Below are 25178 nucleotides of genomic sequence, written 5' to 3' on the forward strand. Positions count from 1 at the left end.
CCCGCTAGTTAGGAGAGAAAAAAACATGCGAGCAAGAGATTTAGTTGTTATATCGAGCGTCATCATGATTGTTGCCATGTTGGTCATTCCATTGCCAACATGGTTGTTAAGTATTTTACTCCTTTTAAATATCTCTCTTGCGTTGCTGGTTCTATTGACTACGATGAATATGAAAGAACCTCTCGAATTTTCAATCTTTCCTTCCTTGCTCCTTTTACTGACATTGTTCAGGCTGGGGTTGAATGTTTCGACGACTCGTGCCATTTTGACCTATGGTGATGCTGGGGGAGTTGTAGAAACCTTTGGGTCGTTTGTAGTCGGCGGTAACGTGCTTGTAGGATTAGTTGTATTCATCATTTTGGTCATCATCAATTTCATCGTCATCACGAAAGGTTCCGAACGGGTCTCGGAGGTAGCGGCAAGGTTTACGCTGGATGCGATGCCGGGGAAACAGATGGCCATCGATGCAGATTTAAATGCTGGGATGATCTCCGAAAACGAAGCGCGTGCCAGAAGGGAAAAAATTAGTAACGAAGCAGACTTTTATGGATCCATGGATGGGGCGAGTAAGTTTGTTAAAGGGGACGCCATAGCGGGCATCATCATTGTCATCATTAACTTGATTTTCGGTATGATCATTGGCGTCATGCAATTGGACATGAGCTTTGGAGAAGCAGCCGTCCATTTTTCCATGTTATCGGTTGGTGACGGTATCGTGAGTCAGGTACCAGCTTTATTGATTTCTACAGCTACGGGAATTGTCGTAACCCGGGCAGCCTCGAATGGAAACCTCGGAGCGGATATTGTTGAACAGTTATTTCAATTTCCCAAAATGCTTTACCTAACAGCAGCAACCATTTTCCTTTTAGGGTTATTCACTCCCATTTCCGACTTGTTCACCATTCCGATCGCTGCTTTATTAGTCGTTGGAGGGTATACAATTTCAAGGATACCGAAGCAGGACGAAAGTGAAATACAAGAAATGGAAGAAGTGCTGGAAACCGATGAAATGAAAAGTCCAGAAAGCGTTGTTAACCTTTTAAGTGTCGACCCGATCGAATTTGAGTTTGGATATGGATTGATTCCGCTTGCGGATGCCAATCAAGGGGGAGACCTACTGGACCGGGTCGTCATGATCCGCCGGCAGCTTGCAATTGAGTTGGGTCTCGTGATCCCTGTCGTCAGAATACGTGATAATATTCAGTTGAATCCTAATGAGTATCGGCTGAAGATTAAGGGAAGTGTCATGGCAAAGGGGGAATTGCTCCTTAATCATTTCTTGGCCATGAGTCCAGGGATGGAGGATAATTCAATAGAAGGAATCGATACGATAGAACCGTCTTTCGGTTTACCGGCCAAGTGGATTACGGATGATATGAAAGAACATGCCGAGATGCTGGGTTATACAGTTGTCGACCCCCCAAGTGTTGTATCCACCCACTTGACGGAAGTCATAAAGTCCAATGCGCAGGAATTATTGGGCAGGCAGGAAACGAAACAATTGATCGATCATCTCCACGAATCGGCACCTATACTAGTAGAGGAAGTCACTCCGAATCCCTTGTCTATAGGAGATGTACAAAAGGTATTGGCAAAATTATTGAAGGAAAAAGTTTCGATAAGGAACTTACCGATCATTTTCGAAACGCTTGCTGATTATGGCAAGTTATCGACTGACACAGATTTGCTTACTGAATATGTAAGGCAGAACTTAGCCAGACAAATAACGAATTCTTTTATTTCGGATGAAAATAGAATTAAAGTCATAACATTATCGGGGAAAGTTGAAAAGACCATCGCGGATGGTGTGCAGCAAACCGAACATGGTAATTTTTTATCATTGGATCCAACTCTATCGCAATCCATATTGGAGGCAGTTGCAGCCAAATTGGAAGAGCTGACCCTAATGGATCACCAACTGATTTTACTCTGCTCTCCAGCAGTAAGGATGTATGCCCGGCAATTAACTGAACGTTATTTTCCTAATGTACCGATTCTTTCATACAATGAACTCGAATCGAATGTAGAAGTACAAAGTGTAGGGGTGGTGAATATCGATTGAAGGTAAAGAAATATTTGGCGCCATCAATGAACGAGGCAATGAAGCGAATAAGGGCGGAACTAGGCAGTGATGCAGTAATCTTAAGTTCGAAGGCTGTATATAATGGTGGTTTCTTAGGATTATTCAAAAAGAGGAATATTGAAGTCATTGCAGCCATAGACCCTGTGTCCCAGCCTATCCAAGCCGTAACCAAGCAAAAATCGAAGAAGTTGCCATCAAAGCTGGAAATGGCAAGTCATGCCCCTGAACCTAATGAAGGGAATAGGGAAAGTGCTGACTTATTAAAAGAAATCGAAGGCTTGAAAGATATGATAAAGAGTTTGCAAATCTATTCAACTGATAAAAAATATCCGGGGAAGCTGGAGAAAATCCACGAATACCTAACCGAGCAGGAAGTGGATATATCACTTCGGTCCCAAATCATGGATGAATTGCTTGAAAAATGGTTCGTTTTTAAACAGCAATCCACTGATGAAGAGGTTCAAGTTTGGTTGGAAGAAGCCATGCTCGGGATTTTGGAAAAGGTTGAAAACGGAAAACCCGGGCTGCAAAAAAAATATATTAATATTGTTGGCCCAACAGGTGTGGGAAAGACAACGACCTTGGCAAAAGTAGCTGCGGAAACCATGTTGAAGCATGATAAAAAGGTGGCTTTCATTACGACGGATACGTACAGGATTGCTGCAATAGATCAACTTAAGACATATGCCAAGATTTTAAACGTTCCAATTGAAGTCGCTTATAATTTGGAAGACTTCAAAAGGGCTGCTGAACGCTTCTCCCATTATGATTTTGTTTTTATTGATACGGCCGGAAGGAATTTCCGTAACCCGCAATATGTCAAGGATCTTAATGAAATCATCCATTTTACAGATGAGATGGAAACCTATTTAGTATTGTCATTGACCTCTAAACAAAAGGATATGGAAGATATTTATCGACAGTTTACTGCCATACCTATTAAACAGGTCATTTTTACAAAAGCGGACGAAACCTCCACTTTCGGGCAGATATTCAATTTTATACACACTCATAAATTAGGAGCCGCCTATATAACAGATGGACAGAATGTACCAGACGATATTGAAATAGCTACATCATCACAGTTATTGAAAATGGCTATTGAGGCTAGTAAATATGAAAGATCAAGCTGAGAATTTACGAAGAAGATTGGAAGCCCGCCAAAATCGATCAATGGCCAAAACGATTGCCGTTTTAAGCGGGAAAGGTGGAGTGGGAAAATCAAACTTTTCTTTGAATTTTTCGATTGCCTTATCCCAAAGAGGCAAAAAAGTACTGTTGTTCGACATGGATATCGGTATGGGGAATATTGATATTTTGATCGGGGAACAATCTCCCAGCAGCATTATTGATTTTTTTGAAAACGATTGTAGTTTGAAGGATATCATCATGGCAGGACCGGGAAACATTTCAATCATTACAGGTGGAACGGGGTTGACGAATCTCTTTTCACTTGATGAAGAAAAGTATACCCGGTTTAATGAGGAATTCAGTTTATTGTTGGCGAATTACGATTATATCTTATTTGATATGGGTGCAGGCATCACTCAGGATTCCATGAAATTCCTGTTATGTGTGGATGAATTAGTCGTTATCACGACACCTGAACCCACTTCTATCATGGATGCATATTCCGCAATGAAATATATCCATTCAGTAAATAAAGAGATTCCATTGTTCCTGATTTGCAATCGGGTTTTCACGAGTAAGGACGGCAAAGAAACGATTAAGCGCCTCCAAAATGCACTAGTGAAATTTTTGGGACTGGAAACTGTAGCTCTTGGGTATTTGCCAGATGATAGAACCGTACCCAATTCTGTTACCAAACAAATCCCCTTTCTCCTTTTCGATTCTGAAGCCGATGTATCCAAAGCCATTATGGACATTGCTTCGAGATATGCAAATCATTCATTTGGGGAAGAATTGACTTTGCAAAAAAGCCATTTCCTCCAAAATATGAAGAGATATTTTTTGGGAAAGTAGGTCTCCTTATATGAGTAAAGTAAAAGTGCTGTTAGTGGACGATTCTGCGTTTATGAGAAAGTTAATTTCAGAGTTTTTAGCAGAAGATAGCAGGATGGAAGTCATCGGGACTGCCAGGAATGGAAGAGATGCCATAGACAAAATAAAGGCTTTAAAACCCGATGTCGTGACTTTGGATGTGGAAATGCCGATTATGGACGGGTTGGAAGCATTAAGCCGGATCATGAATGAATGTCCAACCGCTGTAGTCATGTTATCAAGCACAACGAAAAAAGGAACGGAAAATACATTTGCCGCCATGAACAGTGGAGCCTTTGACTTTGTGGCTAAACCTTCGGGTGCCATTTCATTGGATTTACATAAAATCAAGAAAGAACTCCATGAAAAAGTTATGGCTGCCAGCAGGGCAAATGTTCACAAACTAGAAAAAAATGCGATGAATATTGAAAGAAGCCCATCCGTTTGGGAAAAATATAGTAAAATAGATTCAAAAGAATCGTCGAAAATTGAAAAAAATCAAGAAAAATGGTCCTATGGATACAAAAAGATAATAGTCATCGGTACATCAACAGGAGGCCCGAGAGCTCTGCAGACCGTCTTGGCAGGACTCTCGGAAGAAGTTGATGCTCCCATACTCATTGTCCAGCATATGCCCCCCGGTTTCACAAAATCCTTGGCAACACGCCTGAATTCATTATGCAAGATTAAAGTGAAGGAAGCTGAAGAAGGGGAACTGATTCAAAAAGGTGTCGCCTATATCGCACCTGGAGGTTTTCACTTGAAAGTGAGGAAAGTCGGAATGAGCTGGGCAATCCTTTTGGATCAATCCGAATTGCGTAATGGACATCGCCCGTCGGTTGATGTGCTATTTGAATCGGTAAGTCAAATGAATGATTCTGCGAAAATAGCCGTTATCATGACCGGGATGGGGATGGACGGGTCGATGGGACTCATGAAGCTTAAACAGGAGGGTCCTTCAAAAGCGATAGCCGAATCACAGGAGACATCAATCGTTTTTGGTATGCCTAAGGCGGCAATCAATACCAAGTTAATAGATAGCATAGAGGATGTAGAAAAAATAGCTAAAGCGATAATAAGCTATTGTTAACACGTGGAGGTGTGAGATTGTATGGATATGAATCAGTATTTAGAGGTTTTTATAGAAGAAAGTAAAGAACATCTTCAAACGTGCAGCGAACAGTTGCTGGTACTCGAAAAGAACCCGGAAGACCTCTCGATCGTAAACGAAATCTTTCGTTCCGCCCATACCTTAAAAGGGATGTCGGCGACTATGGGGTATGAGGATCTAACCAATTTAACTCATAAAATGGAGAATGTGTTGGATGCGATCCGAAATAGTCAAATCGCTCTCTCTCCAGAATTATTTGATGTGATATTTTTAGCGGTTGATGATTTAGAAGCGATGGTCATGTCCATTGCTGAAGGAGGAGATGGAAAAAGAAATGTGGAGGAGGTTGTCCATCAGCTGGAAATGATTGAAAAAGGGGAGTCGCCCGTTTCTTTCACCATTGCAGAGATTGCAGCAGCTTCTGCCGTCCTTGAAAAAGAGGAAATGACTGCGGGAGAGTACGATGAATTTGAATGGACAGTGCTTCAGCAGTCCAAAGATCAAGGCTTCAACAGCTTCGAAATCTCGATAGGGTTGTGTGAGGACTGTCTTTTAAAAGCTGCCCGGGTGTTTATGGTTTTCGAGGTGCTTGAAAAGTCAGGTGAAGTAATCAAGTCAAACCCACAAGTCGAACTTTTAGAAGAAGAGCAATTCGATCAGCAATTTACGGTCACGATGGTAACAACAGAATCGAGTGATGAGATAAAGGAAAAAATCATGAAGGTTTCCGAAGTGGATCAAGTTGTGGTAAACGCCCTTGATCTTGAGGGCTTGAGGCATGCAGCCAATTCTATAGAGGATCAAGTTGCTGAAATACCGGAACAAGAGACAAATAAAGCCGTGCTTCCAACTGATAATGATGATAAGAAAAAACAGGCACCCGTTAAGCCGGCATCAAGTAAGACCATTCGGGTGAACATTGAGCGGCTTGATATATTAATGAACCTATTCGAGGAACTAGTAATCGATAGAGGCAGACTTGACCAAATTTCCAGTGATTTGGATAATCAAGAATTGCATGAAACAGTAGAAAGAATGTCCCGTATAACAAGTGATTTACAAACAATCGTTTTGAATATGCGGATGGTGCCCATTGAAACTGTATTCAATCGTTTTCCTAAAATGGTTCGTCAATTAGCAAGGGATTTAAACAAGAAAGTCAATTTGGAAATCAACGGTGCTGAAACGGAACTTGACCGTACAGTCATTGATGAAATCGGTGATCCTCTCGTCCATTTATTAAGAAACGCCATGGATCATGGAATTGAAACACCTGAAGAACGTTTGGTGAAAGGAAAGAATGAAGAAGGTAAAATCCTGTTAAAAGCCTACCACAGCGGCAATCATGTTTTCATTGAAATCGAGGATGACGGTGCAGGAATCAATAAAGATCGAGTCTTGAACAAGGCGCTATCCAATGGGATATTAACCAAGGAAACTGCCGCCACCCTAACGGATAAGCAAATCTATGAATTGATATTCGCTTCTGGTTTCTCAACAGCGGAAACCATTTCAGATGTATCGGGGCGCGGTGTTGGACTGGATGTGGTTAAAAATACTATTGAGTCTCTCGGTGGATCTGTCACGATCGATTCCAAAGAGAATGAAGGATCCATCTTCCTTATTCAGCTTCCGCTTACATTGTCCATTATCTCTGTCATGCTGGTTGCAATCCAAAACGAAAAATATGCCATACCGCTTTCTTCCATAATAGAAACAGCAATCATAAAAAAAGCAGATATCTTGAATGCCCATAATCAACAGGTTATTGACTTCAGGGGGAAGATTCTGCCGCTTCTGTTCTTGAAAGATATATTTGAAGTGCCTATCAGTCAGGAAGAAGAAGAGTCCCTCTCTGTGGTCATTGTAAGAAAAGGCGATAAATTAGCCGGATTAGTCGTTGATTCATTCATCGGACAGCTGGAAATCGTTATGAAATCACTAGGTAATTATTTAAATAGCGCATTTGCAATATCGGGGGCAACGATTCTTGGTGATGGGCAAGTTGCTTTAATCATAGATTGCAACACATTGATTCATTGAATGATAGATAAATGGGGCAGGGGAATGAGACGTTGGTTCAACCGTTTCGATTCAGGTTTTCGTTAAGACTGCACAACAATCATGAGTTTATTAAAAGGAGAGGAATAGATGTCGGAGGATATGAAAGTAATCGTATTTCAAATTAAAGATAAAGAATATGCAATTCCAGTGGATAAAGTCAGCGGTATCGAAAAGATTCTGCATATTACCAGAGTTCCAAAGGCTGTAAAGTTTGTTAAGGGAGTCATAAATCTAAGAGATGTAATCACTCCAATTATTGATTTACGGGTGCGTTTTGGTTTCAAAGAGGTGGAATACGATGAATCAACAAGGATTATCATCGTCATTCTGGATGATATGGAAGTTGGGTTAATAGTGGACTCTGCCAATGATGTTTTGGATATTCCAGTGGAGAGTATCGAACCTCAGCCTGAAGTTGTGGGACATCTGGCTTCAGAATACATTAGCGGAGTGGCTAAAATTGAAAAGCGACTGCTCGTCCTAATCAATTTGGAGAAGGCTCTAAGTCTGGAAATGACTGAAAATATGTTAAGAGAAGGATAATCATATGTCGTTCATTGAGAAAATCAACCCTTTTCAACTCGATATTTTGAAGGAAATCGGCAATATAGGTGCAGGGAACGCAGCAACTGCGCTTTCTGCCATCCTTAATAGGAAAATTGATATGAATGTTCCTAATGTCCGAATCGTTTCCTTTGATGAAATGATGGAAATGGCTGGCGGGGCAGATCACGTCGTTGCCAGCGTTTTCCTTAGAATAGAAGGTGATGCTTCAGGGAGTATGTTTTTTATCCTTTCGCTTCCTGTAGCTGAATACTTGATTCGTAAAATGACTGGTAATGAGACCTTTTTGATGGAATCCGCACCCTATACTGAATTGGCGCTTTCTTGCCTTCAGGAATTAGGGAATATCTTATCGGGATCCTATCTCTCTTCCCTTGCTGATTTCACCCGATTGAATATCTATCCATCGGTTCCATCCTTGAGCATCGATATGGTAGGGGCAACGATCAGTTACGGATTATTGGAATTATCCATAGTAAGTGACGCAGCCATCGTCATTGATACTGTGCTTGAAAAAGACCAGCTTTTCGCTGACTCCATTAATGGTCATTTCTTTTTATTACCTGATCCCGAATTTTTTGATATCATTTTTTCCGCTTTAGGAGTGTCACCTAATGACTGAATTGTTAAAGGTCCAGGTTGTTAAGGTTGGAATAGCGGATATGAATATAATAAAGCCTCCCTATACGATTCGCACTTCCGGGTTGGGGTCGTGTGTTGGTGTTGTAATTTATGATGAGAAAAAAGAAATTGCAGGTTTGGCACATATTATGCTGCCTGACTCTTCACTAGCTAAATCGGGGCAGATCAACGTTGCCAAATTTGCAGATACGGCGATAAAGGAATTAGTGCAGCTCTTAGTAAAAGTAGGCGCAAGAATGCCATTCCTAAAAGCGAAGTTGGCTGGCGGAGCACAAATGTTTCAATTTGCCTCCGGAGGAGATTTAATGAGAATAGGACCCCGGAATGTGGAAGCTGTCCGGAAAGAGTTATCTGACTTGCGCATTAGAGTCGTTGCCGAAGATGTTGGCGGGAATAGCGGAAGAACGATTGAATTCAATTTAAGTGATTGTTTGCTAAATATACGGACCGTTACAAAAGGGACTAAAAACATATAGGATCGGATTTGGCTTTTGAAAAGCCAAAATTATGACAGTTGCAATCGAATTATTATTGCATTTATGGCTTTAGGGGCCGTATCGATCACAAATCGTATAACAATGTTAGGAGGATGTCCAATGTCTCATCTGACCATCGAAGAAGAGCAGTTATGTTGGAAGAATTGGGTGGATCGCAGAGATCCGCTAGCCGGGGACATTTTGGTGAAGAAATACATACCTCTCGTATCGTATCATGTTCAACGCATTTCAGTAAGTCTTCCTAAAAATGTGAGCCGGGATGATATAAGGAGTTTAGGGATGATGGGGTTATTCGATGCCCTGGAACGTTTTGACACGAAGCGTGACCTGAAGTTTGACACATATGCATCATTTAGAATACGTGGTGCTATTTTAGATGGATTAAGAAAAGAGGATTGGCTTCCGCGGAGCGCAAGAGATAAAGCTAAGAAAATTGAAGCTGCAATAGAAAAGCTGGAGCAGCAATACATGAGGAACCTTTCGCCAAACGAGATTGCCGCTGAATTGAATATTCCGGAAGATGAAGTATACGCAGCATTAAATGAGAACTTCTTTGCCAATGTACTATCAATGGATGAAAATCCCCAAGAAGACGATAAAGAAAGCGCGAATTTTCATATTAAAGATGAAAAGGCGGATTTACCTGAGGAACATGTATTAAGGGATGAACTGTATGTTGAATTAGCCAAAGTCATAGAAACCCTTAATGAAAAAGAACAGTTGGTTTTACAGCTTTTTTATAAAGAAGAACTAACATTGACCGAAATCGGGCAAGTGATGAGCCTGTCTACGTCCCGGATATCCCAAATTCATTCAAAAGCGATATATAAATTAAGAAACACGATGCAAGATCAAAAAAATTAATCATGATGATATTTTATTGAAGAGGGCTACGGTGTCTAGGAAGCATAAAATCCCAATTGAACGAAGAAAGCCCCCTGCCAGCTTGAAAGAATTGATACGGGTACCCGCATCAATAAATGCTGCGAAATCACAGAATGTTTGAACTGTACTTAGTCAATAAGAGCAAAACAACAGATTGACTATTCCGGTTAATTAGGAGGCAGCATGACAGCATTTTTTATATTTCTGTTGTTTGTATTAAACATAATCACCATTTTCGCCATCATCGTTTTATATCTTCGGCAAAATCGTTTAAGTAAGTTGGAAAAAGACCAAAAAGCCATCATTGGAGAAATGGAACAACTTTTGTCTGGTTATTTAATGGAGATGAAAGAGGATAACGAGACATTGGTAAAGGCATTCACCAATTCGGTGGCAATGGATCATGAGCATGGTCAAAAAGGACAAGTACATGGCTCGATCAAAGAAACAAAGGAAGATAAAGAAGAAAAACAAGAACAAAACATGCTGCTAGAGTATAAAGAGGGAAGCCGCGCCGCTGCTAAAAAGCAGGCGATCAACGCCTATAAAATTATGCCTGAAGAAAATGAAACCAATGCATTACCAGTAAAAGTCGAGGACAAATTGGAGTTTTCATCGGCAGCCGCTTCTCCAAAAAACGAAGGGAAGCCGGCTGGCATGGAATTTTCGGACATGCTGCAGGCTTCGTTAAATGAACGGTCATTAAATGAAAAAGTGGATATGTTAGCGGATCAAGGGAATTCAGTAGAGGAAATCGCCAAAAAGTTAGGTCGCGGTCAAACGGAGATAGAGCTATTACTAAAGTTTCGCATGAATAGATAAAGTTATCTCTTGATTGTGCAGAGTCATTATGATATATTATGAAATGGTGTTAATACACACGCCCCGTGATTCTTGCAGATGGTGCTGTTACCACAGTTTCTGTATGAAAATGATCGGTGCGGAGGAAAAACAAAACCATTTAGGAGGAACTAAAATGTCAGTCATTTCTATGAAACAATTGCTTGAAGCTGGTGTGCATTTCGGACACCAAACACGTCGCTGGAACCCGAAAATGAAGAAATATATCTTCACTGAGCGTAACGGCATCTACATCATCGACCTTCAAAAAACAGTTAAAAAGGTTGAAGAAGCTTATAACTTCGTGAAAGAACTAGCTGCTAACGGTGGTACTGTTCTTTTCGTCGGAACTAAAAAACAAGCTCAAGAATCTGTTAAAGAAGAAGCTATCCGTTCTGGTATGTACTATGTAAACCAACGTTGGTTAGGTGGAACTTTAACAAACTTTGAAACAATCCAAAAACGTATCGCTCGTCTTAAAGATATCGAAAAAATGGAAGAAAACGGAACTTTCGAAGTACTTCCTAAAAAAGAAGTTATCCAACTTAAAAAAGAATGGGATCGCTTAGAGAAATTCTTAGGCGGTATTAAAGATATGAAGACTCTTCCAGATGCGATCTTCGTTATCGACCCACGCAAAGAGCGTATTGCTGTTGCGGAAGCACACAAATTACACATTCCACTTGTTGGTATCGTTGATACAAACTGTGATCCGGATGAAATCGATGTAGTTATTCCTGCGAATGACGATGCAATCCGTGCTGTTAAATTATTAACAGGTAAAATGGCAGATGCTATCTTAGAAGCTAAACAAGGCGAAGAAACAGCAACTGAAACAACTACTGCTTAATAAGTAAAAAAGGTTGCTTATTCAGTAAGAAAAAAGGTGATAAGAGGATAATGCCTTTTATCCCTTTTTTTTGCACTAAATAAACATACATAAAATCGCTGTACGTAATGTCTTTTTTAAAAGGTATGGGCGATTTTTAAGGGATGAAAATCATCAGCTGGTTTAGTACCGTCAAATTGACTGAAAAAGTGGATGTTTTTTCTGAAATATTGTCAAGGCTCGTTATTTTCTTTGAGGATAACAAGTATTTTTTGGCAATAATGGGTAAAGATTGAATAAACTGCATTTAATTTGAGGAGGATATATATTATGGCAATCACTGCACAATTAGTTAAAGAATTGCGTGAAAAAACTGGTGCCGGTATGATGGACTGTAAAAAGGCACTTGTACAAACAGAAGGCGATATGGAAAAGGCAATCGATTTCCTACGTGAAAAAGGAATTGCAAAAGCTGCTAATAAAGGCGACCGTATTGCTGCTGAAGGTTTAACTTCAATCGTTGTAGAAGGAAACCAAGCGGTTATTCTTGAAGTGAACTCAGAAACTGATTTCGTTGCTAAAAACGAAGGCTTCCAAACTCTTGTTAAAGAATTGGCTGCATTCCTTCTTGCTAACAAACCTGAAAGCGTTGAAGCAGCTCTTGAGCAAACAATGGAAAATGGAGCAAAAGTTGCAGATCATATCAATGCTGCTGTTGCTAAAATCGGGGAAAAATTAACTCTTCGCCGTTTCCAAGTCGTTTCTAAAACAGATAACGACGCATTTGGTGCATACCTTCACATGGGTGGGCGTATCAGCGTACTATCAGTTCTTGAAGGTACAACTGACGAAGAGGCAGCTAAAGGCGTTTCAATGCATATCGCTGCAATCAACCCTAAATATATCTCTCGCGACCAAGTAGATGCTAGCGAATTAGAACGCGAACGCGAAGTTCTTACGCAACAAGCGCTTAATGAAGGCAAACCTGAAAAAATCGTTGCAAAAATGGTTGAAGGACGTATCAATAAATTCTACGAAGAAATTTGTGTTAACGAACAAGCTTTCGTTAAGAACCCAGATCAAAAAGTGGGACAATTCGTTGAATCAAAAGGCGGAAAAATCCAATCATTCGTTCGTTATGAAGTAGGGGAAGGTCTTGAAAAACGTCAAGAAAACTTTGCTGAAGAAGTAATGAACCAAGTTAAAAAAGACTAATTGTCAGATAATTAATAATAGGGAACACTCTGGTGTTCCCTATTTTTTGAAATGTCATGAATTTTTGGTAGTATTGCAAGAAAGCATGATGAACGAATGAAAAGATTACATAGTTGGAGGTTCTCATGAGTAACGCTAAATATAAACGTGTCGTTTTAAAACTAAGTGGCGAAGCATTAGCCGGTGAAGAAGGATTTGGAATTAACCCTGCAGTAATTAAATCTATTGCTGAACAAGTCAAGGAAGTGGCTGAGCTTGATGTGGAAGTGGCTGTTGTTGTCGGCGGCGGAAACATTTGGCGCGGGAAAATAGGCAGTGAAATGGGCATGGATCGTGCTAATGCCGATTATATGGGTATGCTGGCTACAGTCATGAACTCATTGGCATTACAAGACAGCCTTGATCAGCTTGGAATTGAAACGCGCGTGCAAACTTCCATTGAGATGAGGCAAGTCGCAGAGCCATACATTAGACGCCGTGCTATCAGGCATCTAGAGAAAAAGAGAGTAGTGATTTTTGCAGCTGGTACAGGTAATCCATACTTCTCAACGGATACCACTGCCGCCCTGCGTGCTGCTGAAATTGAAGCTGATGTCATCTTGATGGCGAAGAATAATGTGGATGGCGTATACAATGCAGATCCGGTTAAGGACAAAAATGCAGTGAAGTATGATAAACTTTCCTACCTTGATGTGATTAAAGAAGGATTAGAAGTAATGGATTCAACTGCGTCCTCACTATGCATGGACAATGATATTCCATTGATTGTCTTCTCGATCATGGAAAAAGGTAATATTAAACGGGCCGTATTAGGCGAAACGCTTGGTACTATTGTAAGGGGGAAATAAAAGATGCCGAAACAAGTTATTTCGAATGCGAAAACGAAAATGGAAAAAGCCATTGGAGCGTACACACGTGAATTAGCAAGCATCCGTGCCGGAAGGGCAAATGCCTCATTGCTTGATAGAATCTCGATCGATTATTATGGATCGCCGACACCAGTCAATCAGGTGGCAGGCATTTCTGTCCCGGAAGCTAGACTATTAGTCATTCAACCATATGATAAAACGGTTTTGGGTGAAATCGAAAAGGCGATTTTGAAATCAGACTTGGGATTAAATCCTTCTAATGATGGATCGGTCATCAGGATAGCCATCCCAGCCTTAACGGAAGAGCGCAGAAAAGAGCTTGTGAAAGTCGTTAAAAAAGAAGCGGAAGAAGCGAAAATAGCTGTCCGTAATGTGCGTCGTGATGCTAATGATGATTTGAAAAAGCTTGAAAAAAGTGGTGAAATCACCGAAGATGATTTACGTGGCTATGCAGATGACATCCAAAAGATGACAGATGGCAATATCACGAAAATCGATGAAATTACAAAAGATAAAGAAAAAGAAATTATGGAAGTATAATTCCCACTGAAGAATTGATTAAATAAAGAGGGCCGAATCCATACTGGGTCATGTCTTGGTTCTAACATATAGGTGTGCTTAAAGGAGAAAACTGTTATAATAAGGTTTCTCCGATAATGATTACTCCTTGAGTTAGTATGTTGCATGCAAACGTTGGAGGTGGTCCTTTTTTTGCATTTTTCATGGTAATCATAACCGGTTTTAGAAAAAAAGAAGTAATGATTTCTCCCTTTCTAGCTTCTAATGAAGAAATAATTTTCATATTAATAATATGAGAACCAGTTTTTTTTTGATATTATAATATAGATTCTTTTTAAGCGGCAGAAAGCTTGATATACATAGTGCACGAAAACTTTGCCTTTGTAGAGAGATAAGTACAACCTGATGGGGGACTAACATATGTATTCACTTTGGAAGCGTTTCGTTAAAAAAGATGCTTCTTCCGATGTAACAAATAGGATTCAGCATATTAAACAGTTTGATGTTCCTCAGCATATCGCCATCATTATGGATGGGAACGGCCGTTGGGCCAAAAAGCGTGCATTGCCACGTGTGGCGGGTCATCATGAAGGAATGAAAACCGTTCGTAGAATTACGAAAGTTGCCAATAAATTAGGGGTCAAAACTTTGACAGTCTATGCGTTTTCCACTGAAAATTGGAAACGTCCGAAAAGTGAAGTCGACTTTTTGATGAAGCTTCCCCAGGAATTTCTAGGGACATTTTTACCAGAGCTCATTTCAGAAAATGTAAGAGTTGAAACGATAGGGGACTTGTCAATCATTCCGTCACATACTCAAAGTGCCGTTAAACGGGCAATGGAAGACACGAAAGACAATGATGGAATGATTCTGAATTTTGCCCTGAACTATGGAAGCCGTGGGGAGATTGTATCTGCAGTGAATAGCATCTTGAATGATGCTAAGAATGGTATAATAAAGGAAAATGTAACTGAGGAAATGCTATCCAGTTACCTGATGACCAAACATTTGTCGGATCCTGATTTACTGATCCGTACAAGCGGTGAAATCCGTTTAAGTAATTTCATGCTTTGGCAGGCGGCTTATACTGAGCTGTGGTTTACTGAGGTGCTATGGCCGGATTTTAGTGAAGAGCATTTATTGCAGGCAGTTGAGGAGTATCAAAAGCGTTCACGAAGATTCGGTGGCGTTTAATGTAGAAGGCGAGGAAAATGGAATAATGAAACAACGAATTATTACGGCGGTCGTAGTTGCCGCTATCTTCATTCCACTAGTCATTTTAGGGGGCACTCCCTTTTTACTGACGGTATATCTGTTAGGGTCAATTGGTTTGTATGAACTGATGAAAATGAAAAAGTTACGTGTACTGTCTTTTGAAGCATTTCTTTCCTACATATTATTGTGGGTGCTTTTATTGCCTAATGAGCATACCGCTTTTTTAGCAGAAATAAATTACGATAAAGTTCAAGTCTTCTTAATCGGGGTTTTGCTGCTGTTGCTTTATACAGTCGTTTCAAAAAACCGTTTTACTTTTGATGACGCAGGCTTTCTAGTGATTTCAATCCTATACTTGGGGATAGGCTTCTATTACCTATTTGAAACACGTGACTCATTGGGGTTGGGGCTGATCTATATCCTGCTTACCCTATTTACGATCTGGGCAACCGATTCCGGGGCCTACTTCATTGGTAAATCGCTTGGTAAAAGAAAGCTATGGCCAGAAATAAGTCCAAACAAGACGGTGGAAGGATTTATCGGCGGGTTATTTTCCGCGATGGTAGTGGGGGTTCTATTTTACGCCTTCTCCAGCCTTGATTACACGTTATTACAATTATTATTGATTTCATTAATCATTGGGGTATTCGGCCAATTGGGCGATCTCGTCCAATCGGCGTATAAACGGCATTATGGCGTTAAGGATTCAGGAACGCTTCTCCCGGGACATGGTGGAATTTTGGACAGGCTTGATAGCGTGATATTCATTTTACCGATTTTGCATTTATTGAACGTTTTATAATATAAATATAGGCAAGTGTTATCTGAATTAGGAGATGAACAATTTGAAAAATATCAGCCTTTTGGGCGCGACAGGATCGATTGGTCAACAAACAGCGGATGTAGTAAGGTCCCATCCAGATCAATTCAAGATCGTGGCGCTTTCTGCTGGAAAGAATATAGAATTGGTCAGGACTTATATAAAAGAGTTTGAACCGAAACTGGTTTCAGTCCAGACGGAAGAAGATTATCATGTTTTGAAAAGTGAATTCTCCAGCCGCAAAGATATCGAATTCATGTATGGGGATGAGGGTTTGACTGCTGTTGCCGTTTATGGTCAAGCGACGATATTGGTCAATGCCGTAATCGGAAGCGTGGGTCTTTATCCTACACTTCAAGCAATAAAGGCTAAAAAAGATATTGCTATCGCCAACAAGGAGACTTTGGTGACGGCAGGTCATTTGGTCATAAGTGAAGCAAAAAAAGCGGGGGTTAGATTGCTGCCGGTTGACAGTGAGCATTCCGCTATTTTTCAGGCATTGCAAGGTGAAAAGGAAAAAAATATAGAACGACTTGTCATTACTGCTTCAGGAGGCAGTTTTCGAGATCGGACCAGGGAAGAATTGAAGGATGTAACGGTGGAAGAGGCACTGAACCATCCGAACTGGTCAATGGGAGCTAAAATCACGATCGATTCGGCATCAATGATGAATAAAGGATTGGAAGTAATTGAGGCCCACTGGCTATTCGATCTTCCCTACAATAAAATTGATGTATTGCTACATAAGGAGAGCATCATCCATTCCATGGTTGAGTTTCATGACTCCAGCGTGATAGCACAACTGGGGACACCGGATATGCGGGTGCCGATACAATATGCACTTACTTATCCAGACCGCGTTCCGCTGGCAGGGCGCAAACGGCTTAACCTTGCTGAAGCAGGCAAACTGCATTTTAGCGATATGGATTTCACCAGATATCCTTGTTTGCAATTCGCTTATAAAGCGGGTAAAATGGGCGGAACGATGACTACTGTGCTAAATGCCGCCAATGAAGCCGCAGTCTCTGCATTCTTATCTGGAAAGGTAACCTTCCTTGATATTGAAACATTGATTGAAAAAGCGCTGAATCAGCATTCCGTCATAGCCCTACCAGATTTAGAAACGATTCAGGAAGTTGATAATATGACAAGGCAGTATATAGAATCTTTAGTGAAAGATAGGTGACCGGAACATGCAGACTTTAGAAACGATTATAGCGTTCATCATCATTTTTGGAGCTCTAGTATTTTTCCATGAGCTTGGGCACTTAGTGTTTGCAAAGCGAGCAGGAATTTTATGCCGTGAGTTCGCAATCGGTTTCGGGCCAAAAGTATTCACATATAAAAAGAAAGAAACCGTTTATACCATTCGATTGCTTCCTCTTGGCGGCTACGTGCGTATGGCTGGTGAAGACGCAGAGAATATAGAATTGAAGCCCGGCTATCGAGTGGGATTAATGTTTGATAATGAAGAGAATGTTACAAAAATCATTTTGAACAATAAAGATAAATATCCTGATATTCGTCTTGTGGAAGTTGAAGTGATCGACCTTGATCATAAACTGATCCTTACTGGTTATGAAGAGGGAGAGGAAGAAACACTAAAAACGTTTGCCATTCATAAAGAAGCGGTGATCGTTGAAAATGGTGTAGAGAACCAGATTGCTCCTTTTGACCGGCAATTTGCCTCAAAGTCGCTTGGGCACCGTTTTCTAACGATTGTAGCTGGACCGGCAATGAATTTCGTTTTGGCTTTTGTTATTTTTGTATTGATCGGCTTGTTTCAAGGAGTCGTGGTGGATGAAGCGAAACTTGGTGAGTTGACACCGGATGGCTCGGCTGTAAATGCCGGTTTAAAATCGGGGGATGTCATTCAATCCATAGAAGGGACGGAAGTCTCCACTTGGGGAGATGTTCAGGAAAGCATTCAAAAGAACCCTGGGCAAGAGATCGAGTTCGTCGTTGACAGGGACGGGAAAACATTAGAAGTTCCGGTTGTTCCGCAAGAAGTGGAGAGGGAAGGGAAGAAAATCGGGATTATCGGTGTCTACCCTCCGGTTGAAAAAGCACCGATTAAAGCTATACAATATGGTTTTACAGAAACGTATTTTTGGACAAAACAAATCTTCATCATCCTTGGTGACCTCGTAACGGGTGGGTTTACGATCGACAGTTTATCTGGTCCTGTAGGAATATATAAATCAACTGAGGAAGTGGCGAAACAAGGTTTATTCACGTTAATGAAATGGGCAGGGCTGCTCAGCATTAACCTGGGAATCATGAACCTGCTTCCGCTACCGGCATTGGATGGAGGAAGACTGTTATTCTTTGTGGTCGAATTCTTGAGAGGGAAACCGATCGATCGTCAAAAAGAAGGAATGGTCCACTTCATCGGCTTTGCTTTGCTGATGTTATTGATGATTGTCGTCACATGGAATGACATCCAGCGCTTCTTCCTGTAAGACATGTTTGGATAATGCAAAACAGGCCAGCAGATTTATCTGTTGGCCGTTTTCTTATCTGAAGGATTTACTAGTTTTTTAACCGTTTTGGGGAAATTGTTTGTTTTCTAGGGAAATCGTAAGTATAATCGAGAATGAGTATATTAAATTAGCTTTTCTGAATAACGCGGAAAGTCTTTTTTGTATGAAATGACCGTATTAATGTTGCGGGATTAAATTTACCGTAGCTGCAAGTAATTTAAAGGAAATATTGAAGAGGTGCAGATATGAAACAAAGTATGACGTTGATCCCTACATTGAGGGAAGTGCCTGCAGATGCTGAAATCAAAAGCCATCAGCTGCTATTACGTGCAGGATTTATGAGACAAAACTCCAGCGGTGTTTATAGTTTTATGCCGCTTGGAAAAAAGGTGCTTCAAAAGGTTGAGGCGATCGTTCGGGAAGAGCTGGAAAATGCTGGTGCAGTAGAATTGTTGATGCCGGCTTTACAACAAGCCGAATTCTGGCAGGAATCTGGACGCTGGTATACCTATGGTCCAGAATTGATGCGGCTTAAGGATCGCAACAACCGTGAATTTGCGCTTGGTGCCACACATGAAGAAGTTATAACCAGCTTAGTTCGTGATGAGGTGAAGTCCTATAAGCGTCTTCCATTAACGGTTTACCAAATCCAAACCAAATTCCGTGATGAAAAAAGACCGCGTTTCGGATTGCTGCGTGGACGTGAGTTCATCATGAAGGATGCTTATTCTTTCCATGCCAATCAAGAAAGCCTGGATGCTGTTTATAAAAATTTATATGCGGCATATTCGAATATATTTAGCCGTTGTGGGTTGAACTTCCGTGCCGTCATTGCCGATTCTGGGGCGATGGGTGGTAAGGATACACATGAATTCATGGTCCTGTCTGAAATAGGGGAGGATACCATCGCTTATTCGGATACTTCCGATTATGCAGCCAATATTGAAATGGCACCTGTGAATGTAAAATATGAAAAAAGCTCCGAAGAACAAATTGCACTTGAAAAAATTCATACACCAGGTCAAAAATCGATAGAAGAAGTTTCGTCATTCCTGAATACTGATGCAGCGAAACTAATAAAATCATTATTGTTTAAAGTGGATGAAAAGTATGTGCTAGTTTTGGTACGAGGAGATCATGAAGTCAATGATATCAAGCTGAAGAATTTCTATAACGCTTCAATCGTTGATTTGGTCGATCCAAATGAGACGAAGGAAATCTTGGGATGTGCAATTGGATCTCTTGGACCAATAAATGTCACTTCTGAAGTGGAAGTGATTGCGGATCTTGCCGTCGAAGCCATGGTTAATGGAGTTTGTGGTGCAAATGAGGAAGACCACCATTATGTGAACGTGAATCCCGCTCGTGATTTTAACGTGGCCAATTATATAGATCTTCGTTTCATCCAAGAGGGTGACCCATCACCCGACGGAAACGGAAAAATTAAATTTGCCAAAGGGATTGAGGTAGGCCACGTATTCAAACTAGGAACAAAATATTCCGAAGCAATGAATGCGACATTCCTGGATGAGAATGGACGGTCGCAGCCAATGATCATGGGATGTTATGGTATTGGGGTTTCCCGTACACTTGCAGCTGTCGCTGAACAATTCAACGATGAAAAAGGATTGGTCTGGCCAGAGAATTTAGCGCCATACCAAGTCCATTTGATTCCAATCAATATGAAGGATGAGGCTCAGGCTGCCCTGGCAGAAGATTTATATAAAGATTTAAAGGCACAAGGCATGGAAGTTCTAATGGATGATCGTCAAGAACGTGCGGGCGTAAAATTCGCAGACTCCGACTTGATCGGTCTTCCTGTCAGGGTGACTGTTGGTAAAAAGGCATCCGACGGAATTGTCGAAGTGAAAATCCGCAAAACGGGTGAGGTTCTTGAACTTGAAAGAGCTGAACTAACTCAAAAGCTTCACGAAATACTGGGATAATTTAAAAATGGGGGAACTAGGCATCATTCAATTGGATGATGCCTTTCCTTTTCATGGATTTGGATACTAGTGAAACATTCATGATATGTTATAATAGCCTCTGATATCAAAACGAAAATGATAGTGAATAATATCTAAAGAGATAGTAGATAGGGGAGAGAGGGAATGGATCAAAATCCAAATAGCGGTAGAGAGAGATTTCAACTCTTGCTCCAGCAAATGGACTTGACCGAGGATGCCTTTGTGAATTATTTCATAGGTGCCGAAATTGATAAACTCTCAATCGAGAGGGAGTCCAAAACATGGCATTTTGTCTTTAATATACCTGCATTGATTCCTTGCAGTGTTCATACAAGACTTGCTACTCATCTAGCAAGTACGTTTTCCCATATTGCAAAGGTCACATTCAACTTGAATGTGGCCAATCCGCAAGTGACCGAACAATTGGTAAAAGAGTATTGGAAAAACTGCATTGGCGAGCTTGAAGGCATGTCTCCAGCACTGTTATCGCTCCTGAATGAACAAGTGCCAACGGTGAATGGATATAAGCTTATCGTAAGCGCCCGAAATGATACGGAAGCTGGTCAGCTGAAACGAAAATACTCCGGCATCATTTCAAATATCTACCAAACATTCGGTTTTCCTCCGTTGACACTTGAAGCGGAAGTGAAGGAAACGGTGTCGAATCCTGATTACCAAAAGTTTTTGGAAGAGAAACAAAAGGAAGACGCGGAAAAAGGACTTGCTGCGCTAGTGGAAATGCAGAAGAAAGAATCGGAAAAAGGCGGCGACGATGGCGTCTACGAAGGACCGGTTAAAATTGGCTATACGATTAAAGAAGATGCGGATTTCCGCAGAATCGAACAAATTATCGATGAAGAGCGCAGGATTGCTATCGAAGGCTTCGTATTTGATGCAGAAGTGCGTGAGTTGCGAAGCGGACGAAGCCTGTTGACATTTAAAGTCACGGATTATACGAGCTCGATATTGGTCAAAATGTTTTCGCGTGATAAAGAAGATGCTGCCATACTTGCCCGCGTGAAAAAAGGGATGTGGGTACGTGCCCAAGGCAGCATCCAAAATGATACATTCGTACGTGACCTTGTAATGATCGCAAATGATATTAATGAAATTTCTAAACAAGGACGGCAGGATAAGGCCCCAGAAGGAGAAAAGCGTGTAGAACTGCATATGCATACCCCAATGAGCTCGATGGATGCAGTGACACCTACTTCAGCGCTTGTTGCCCAGGCTGCAAAGTGGGGGCATAAGGCTGTTGCCATTACAGATCATGCGGGAGCACAATCATTCCCTGAAGCTTATAGTGCCGGGAAAAAGAATGGTATCAAAATCCTTTATGGCGTCGAAGTGAATCTTGTAAATGATGGTGTACCCATCGTTTATAATGAGGCGCATATCGCTTTGGCAGATGCCACCTATGTTGTGTTTGACGTAGAGACGACGGGTCTGTCAGCCGTTTATGATACGATCATTGAATTTGCTGCAGTGAAAATCCGTGACGGTGACATCATTGATCGATTCGAGTCATTTGCTAATCCGCATCACCCATTATCCAATACGACGATAGAATTGACTGGAATCACTGATGATCTTGTAGAAAATGCTCCAGAAGTCTCGGAAGTGCTGGAAAAGTTCAAGGACTGGGCGGGCGATGCGATCCTGGTTGCCCACAACGCAGCCTTCGATATGGGGTTTTTGAATATAGGTTATAAAAACTTGGGTTATCCTAAAGCTTCCAATCCTGTGCTTGATACATTGGAGCTTGCCCGTTTCTTATATCCGGAGTTTAAAAATCACCGGTTAAATACATTATGTAAAAAGTTCGATATTGATTTGACCCAGCATCATAGGGCCATTTATGACGCCGAAGCTACAGGGTACCTTATGCTGAAGATGCTGAAGGATGCAATGGAAAAGGAGATTACCCATCATGATCAACTTAATGACAATATGGGTAAAGGAAATGCTTACCAGCGTTCCCGGCCGTCCCATTGTACGTTGATCGCGCAAACACAGGCTGGCTTAAAAAACCTTTTTAAATTAATTTCAATATCACACATCGATTATTTCTATCGTGTGCCGCGATTACCGCGCTCACAACTTAAAAAGTATCGTGAAGGAATCCTGGTCGGATCGGGATGTGATAAAGGGGAAGTTTTTGAAGGGATGATGCAGAAGGGCTTTGAGGAAGTCGTCGATATCGCCGAATTCTACGATTATCTTGAAATCCATCCGAAGGAAGTGTATCAGCATTTGATTGAGCTTGAATATGTACGGGATGATAAATCATTAGAAACGATCATCTCCAATATCGTCAAGCTTGGTGAAAAGCTGGACAAGCCAGTCGTAGCCACGGGAAATGTGCATTATTTGGATCCAAATGATAAAATTTACCGTAAAATCCTTGTGAATTCACAAGGCGGCGCAAACCCGCTGAATCGTCATAAGCTTCCTGACGTACATTTTCGGACAACAGATGAAATGCTGCGGGAATTTTCCTTCCTCGGTTCCGAGAAAGCCAAAGAGGTCGTGGTAACCAACACGAATAAAATCGCTGATATGATTGAAGAAATCAAGCCAATCAAGGATGAGTTATACACACCTAAAATTGAAGGTGCAGATGAAGAGATGCGTGAAATGAGTTATGGCATGGCAAGGAAGATTTATGGAGAAAACCTGCCGGAAATCGTGGAAGCCCGTCTTGAGAAAGAATTGAAAAGCATCATCGGCCACGGTTTTGCCGTTATTTATTTAATTTCTCACAAGCTTGTTAAAAAATCATTGAATGATGGTTATCTAGTTGGCTCAAGGGGATCGGTTGGATCATCTTTCGTTGCCACCATGACTGAAATTACAGAGGTGAACCCTCTTCCGCCGCATTATGTATGTCCTGAGTGCAAGAAATCCGAATTCTTCAATGACGGTTCTGTAGGTTCCGGGTTTGACCTGCCCGATAAAGACTGTCCCGATTGTGGCATCGCTTATACAAAAGACGGGCATGATATCCCATTTGAAACTTTCCTTGGATTTAAAGGGGATAAGGTTCCGGATATTGACTTGAACTTCTCAGGTGAATATCAGCCGAAGGCCCATAACTATACGAAGGTCTTATTCGGTGAAGAATATGTATATCGTGCCGGAACGATTGGTACGGTCGCTGAAAAAACGGCTTATGGATATGTAAAAGGGTATTCCTCTGATAATAACATCCATATGCGTGGAGCCGAGACTGATCGCCTTGTTGCCGGCTGTACTGGTGTGAAACGGACGACAGGACAGCATCCGGGCGGAATCATCGTTGTTCCGGATTATATGGATATCTATGATTTCACACCTATTCAGTTCCCTGCGGATGACAGGAATTCCGAGTGGAAAACTACTCACTTTGATTTCCATTCCATTCACGATAATATTTTGAAACTTGATATACTTGGACACGATGATCCGACTGTAATCCGGATGCTTCAAGATTTAAGCGGCATCGATCCAAAGACCGTTCCTACCGATGATCCAGAAGTAATGAAAATATTCAGCAGCACTGAATCTTTAGGAGTTACCGAAGAACAGATCATGTGTAAAACGGGTACGCTTGGCATCCCGGAATTTGGTACGCGTTTTGTCCGGCAAATGCTTGAAGATACGAAACCTACGACATTTTCCGAGCTTGTTCAGATTTCGGGGCTTTCCCACGGTACGGATGTATGGCTGAGCAATGCGCAGGAACTGATTCACAACCGGATATGTACACTAAGTGAGGTTATAGGCTGCCGGGATGATATTATGGTCTATCTGATTTATCAAGGTCTTGATCCTTCCCTGGCGTTTAAAATCATGGAATCTGTACGTAAAGGGAAAGGGCTCTCTGAGGAATTCGAAGAGGAAATGAGGAAAAATGAGGTACCCGAATGGTATATCGATTCATGTAAGAAGATTAAATACATGTTCCCGAAAGCCCATGCTGCAGCTTACGTCTTAATGGCTGTCCGGATTGCCTATTTTAAAGTCCATCTGCCTTTATTGTATTATGCAGCCTATTTCACAGTGCGTGCTGATGATTTTGAAATCGACGCCATGACACGGGGATCGCAGGCCATCAAATCAAAAATGGAAGAAATCATGGTAAAGGGATTGGATGCATCCACCAAGGAAAAGAATACATTGACGGTTCTCGAACTTGCTTTGGAAATGTGTGAACGCGGATATTCCTTCGCTAAAGTTGACTTGTACAAATCCAGTGCAGATCAATTCTTAATTGAAGGAAATACTTTGATACCTCCTTTCAATTCGATACCGGGTCTTGGGACGAATGCTGCGATCAATATTGTCAATGCACGGAAAAATGGTGAATTCCTCTCCAAAGAAGACCTTCAGCAACGTGGGAAGGTTTCGAAGACCATCCTTGAATACCTTGATAAACAAGGCTGTCTGGAATCATTGCCTGAACAAAATCAGTTATCATTATTTTAAAGGGGAAACTGATTTCAAAAAGGAAGAAACAGACATGATATTTGCATAAATATCTTGATTATGGTATATTTTTATTGGAAATACTAAGAGGAACCAATGGAAAGAGT

General features: G+C 41.2%; 20 protein-coding genes. All 20 read left to right on the top strand.

What is annotated here, in order from left to right; translation table 11 throughout:
- Window positions 1–25: 25 nt before the first annotated feature.
- The 20 genes from flhA (at window position 26) to V3595_RS12690 (ending at window position 25071) form a co-directional block, all read left to right on the top strand.
- Window positions 26–2062, top strand: coding sequence for a flagellar biosynthesis protein FlhA (gene flhA / locus V3595_RS12595; RefSeq protein WP_485907472.1), 2037 nt, complete (start codon window positions 26–28; stop codon window positions 2060–2062).
- A complete protein-coding gene (flhF, locus tag V3595_RS12600; RefSeq protein WP_485907474.1) occupies window positions 2059–3216 on the top strand; it encodes a flagellar biosynthesis GTPase FlhF in 1158 nt (385 codons plus the stop codon). The genes flhA and flhF overlap by 4 nt, the downstream gene beginning before the upstream one ends.
- A complete protein-coding gene (locus tag V3595_RS12605; protein WP_485907476.1) occupies window positions 3200–4066 on the top strand; it encodes a MinD/ParA family protein in 867 nt (288 codons plus the stop codon). The genes flhF and V3595_RS12605 overlap by 17 nt, the downstream gene beginning before the upstream one ends.
- 10 nt (window positions 4067–4076) lie before the next feature.
- Window positions 4077–5174, top strand: a complete 1098-nt coding sequence (locus V3595_RS12610; RefSeq protein ID WP_485907478.1) for a protein-glutamate methylesterase/protein-glutamine glutaminase — start codon at window positions 4077–4079, stop codon at window positions 5172–5174.
- Between the two features lie 21 nt (window positions 5175–5195).
- On the top strand, window positions 5196–7238 hold the full coding sequence (locus V3595_RS12615) for a chemotaxis protein CheW (RefSeq protein WP_485907479.1): 2043 nt from the start codon (window positions 5196–5198) through the stop codon (window positions 7236–7238).
- A 108-nt stretch (window positions 7239–7346) separates the two neighbouring features.
- Entirely contained in the window at window positions 7347–7802 is a 456-nt protein-coding gene (locus V3595_RS12620; RefSeq protein ID WP_485907481.1) for a chemotaxis protein CheW, read from the top strand.
- A gap of 4 nt (window positions 7803–7806) precedes the next feature.
- Entirely contained in the window at window positions 7807–8445 is a 639-nt protein-coding gene (locus tag V3595_RS12625) for a chemotaxis protein CheC (RefSeq protein ID WP_485907483.1), read from the top strand.
- Window positions 8438–8941 carry a chemotaxis protein CheD gene (locus tag V3595_RS12630; RefSeq protein ID WP_485907485.1) on the top strand — a complete coding sequence of 168 codons (504 nt, stop codon included), beginning with the start codon at window positions 8438–8440 and terminating at the stop codon, window positions 8939–8941. The genes V3595_RS12625 and V3595_RS12630 overlap by 8 nt, the downstream gene beginning before the upstream one ends.
- 120 nt (window positions 8942–9061) lie before the next feature.
- Entirely contained in the window at window positions 9062–9826 is a 765-nt protein-coding gene (locus V3595_RS12635) for a FliA/WhiG family RNA polymerase sigma factor (protein WP_101224668.1), read from the top strand.
- Window positions 9827–10030: 204 nt separating this feature from the next.
- Complete coding sequence (locus V3595_RS12640) at window positions 10031–10669, top strand: hypothetical protein (RefSeq protein WP_485907487.1); 639 nt, start codon at window positions 10031–10033, stop codon at window positions 10667–10669.
- 154 nt (window positions 10670–10823) lie between these two features.
- Window positions 10824–11537, top strand: a complete 714-nt coding sequence (gene rpsB / locus V3595_RS12645; RefSeq protein ID WP_034313644.1) for a 30S ribosomal protein S2 — start codon at window positions 10824–10826, stop codon at window positions 11535–11537.
- Window positions 11538–11846: 309 nt separating this feature from the next.
- Complete coding sequence (gene tsf / locus V3595_RS12650; RefSeq protein ID WP_485907489.1) at window positions 11847–12731, top strand: translation elongation factor Ts; 885 nt, start codon at window positions 11847–11849, stop codon at window positions 12729–12731.
- Between the two features lie 125 nt (window positions 12732–12856).
- Window positions 12857–13579, top strand: coding sequence for a UMP kinase (gene pyrH / locus V3595_RS12655; protein ID WP_034313639.1), 723 nt, complete (start codon window positions 12857–12859; stop codon window positions 13577–13579).
- Between the two features lie 3 nt (window positions 13580–13582).
- Entirely contained in the window at window positions 13583–14140 is a 558-nt protein-coding gene (gene frr, locus V3595_RS12660; RefSeq protein ID WP_101224671.1) for a ribosome recycling factor, read from the top strand.
- Between the two features lie 399 nt (window positions 14141–14539).
- Entirely contained in the window at window positions 14540–15313 is a 774-nt protein-coding gene (uppS, locus tag V3595_RS12665; protein WP_485907491.1) for an undecaprenyl pyrophosphate synthase, read from the top strand.
- Window positions 15314–15338: 25 nt separating this feature from the next.
- On the top strand, window positions 15339–16136 hold the full coding sequence (locus tag V3595_RS12670) for a phosphatidate cytidylyltransferase (protein WP_485907493.1): 798 nt from the start codon (window positions 15339–15341) through the stop codon (window positions 16134–16136).
- Between the two features lie 43 nt (window positions 16137–16179).
- A complete protein-coding gene (dxr, locus tag V3595_RS12675; protein ID WP_485907495.1) occupies window positions 16180–17340 on the top strand; it encodes a 1-deoxy-D-xylulose-5-phosphate reductoisomerase in 1161 nt (386 codons plus the stop codon).
- A 7-nt stretch (window positions 17341–17347) separates the two neighbouring features.
- Entirely contained in the window at window positions 17348–18616 is a 1269-nt protein-coding gene (gene rseP / locus V3595_RS12680; protein ID WP_101224674.1) for an RIP metalloprotease RseP, read from the top strand.
- Between the two features lie 266 nt (window positions 18617–18882).
- Entirely contained in the window at window positions 18883–20583 is a 1701-nt protein-coding gene (locus tag V3595_RS12685) for a proline--tRNA ligase (protein ID WP_485907497.1), read from the top strand.
- Window positions 20584–20748: 165 nt separating this feature from the next.
- Window positions 20749–25071, top strand: a complete 4323-nt coding sequence (locus tag V3595_RS12690; protein ID WP_485907499.1) for a PolC-type DNA polymerase III — start codon at window positions 20749–20751, stop codon at window positions 25069–25071.
- Window positions 25072–25178 lie beyond the last annotated feature (107 nt).

Origin of the sequence: Bacillus sp. CFBP9009 (assembly GCF_036541465.1) — a bacterium.
Lineage (GTDB): Bacteria > Bacillota > Bacilli > Bacillales > DSM-1321 > Peribacillus.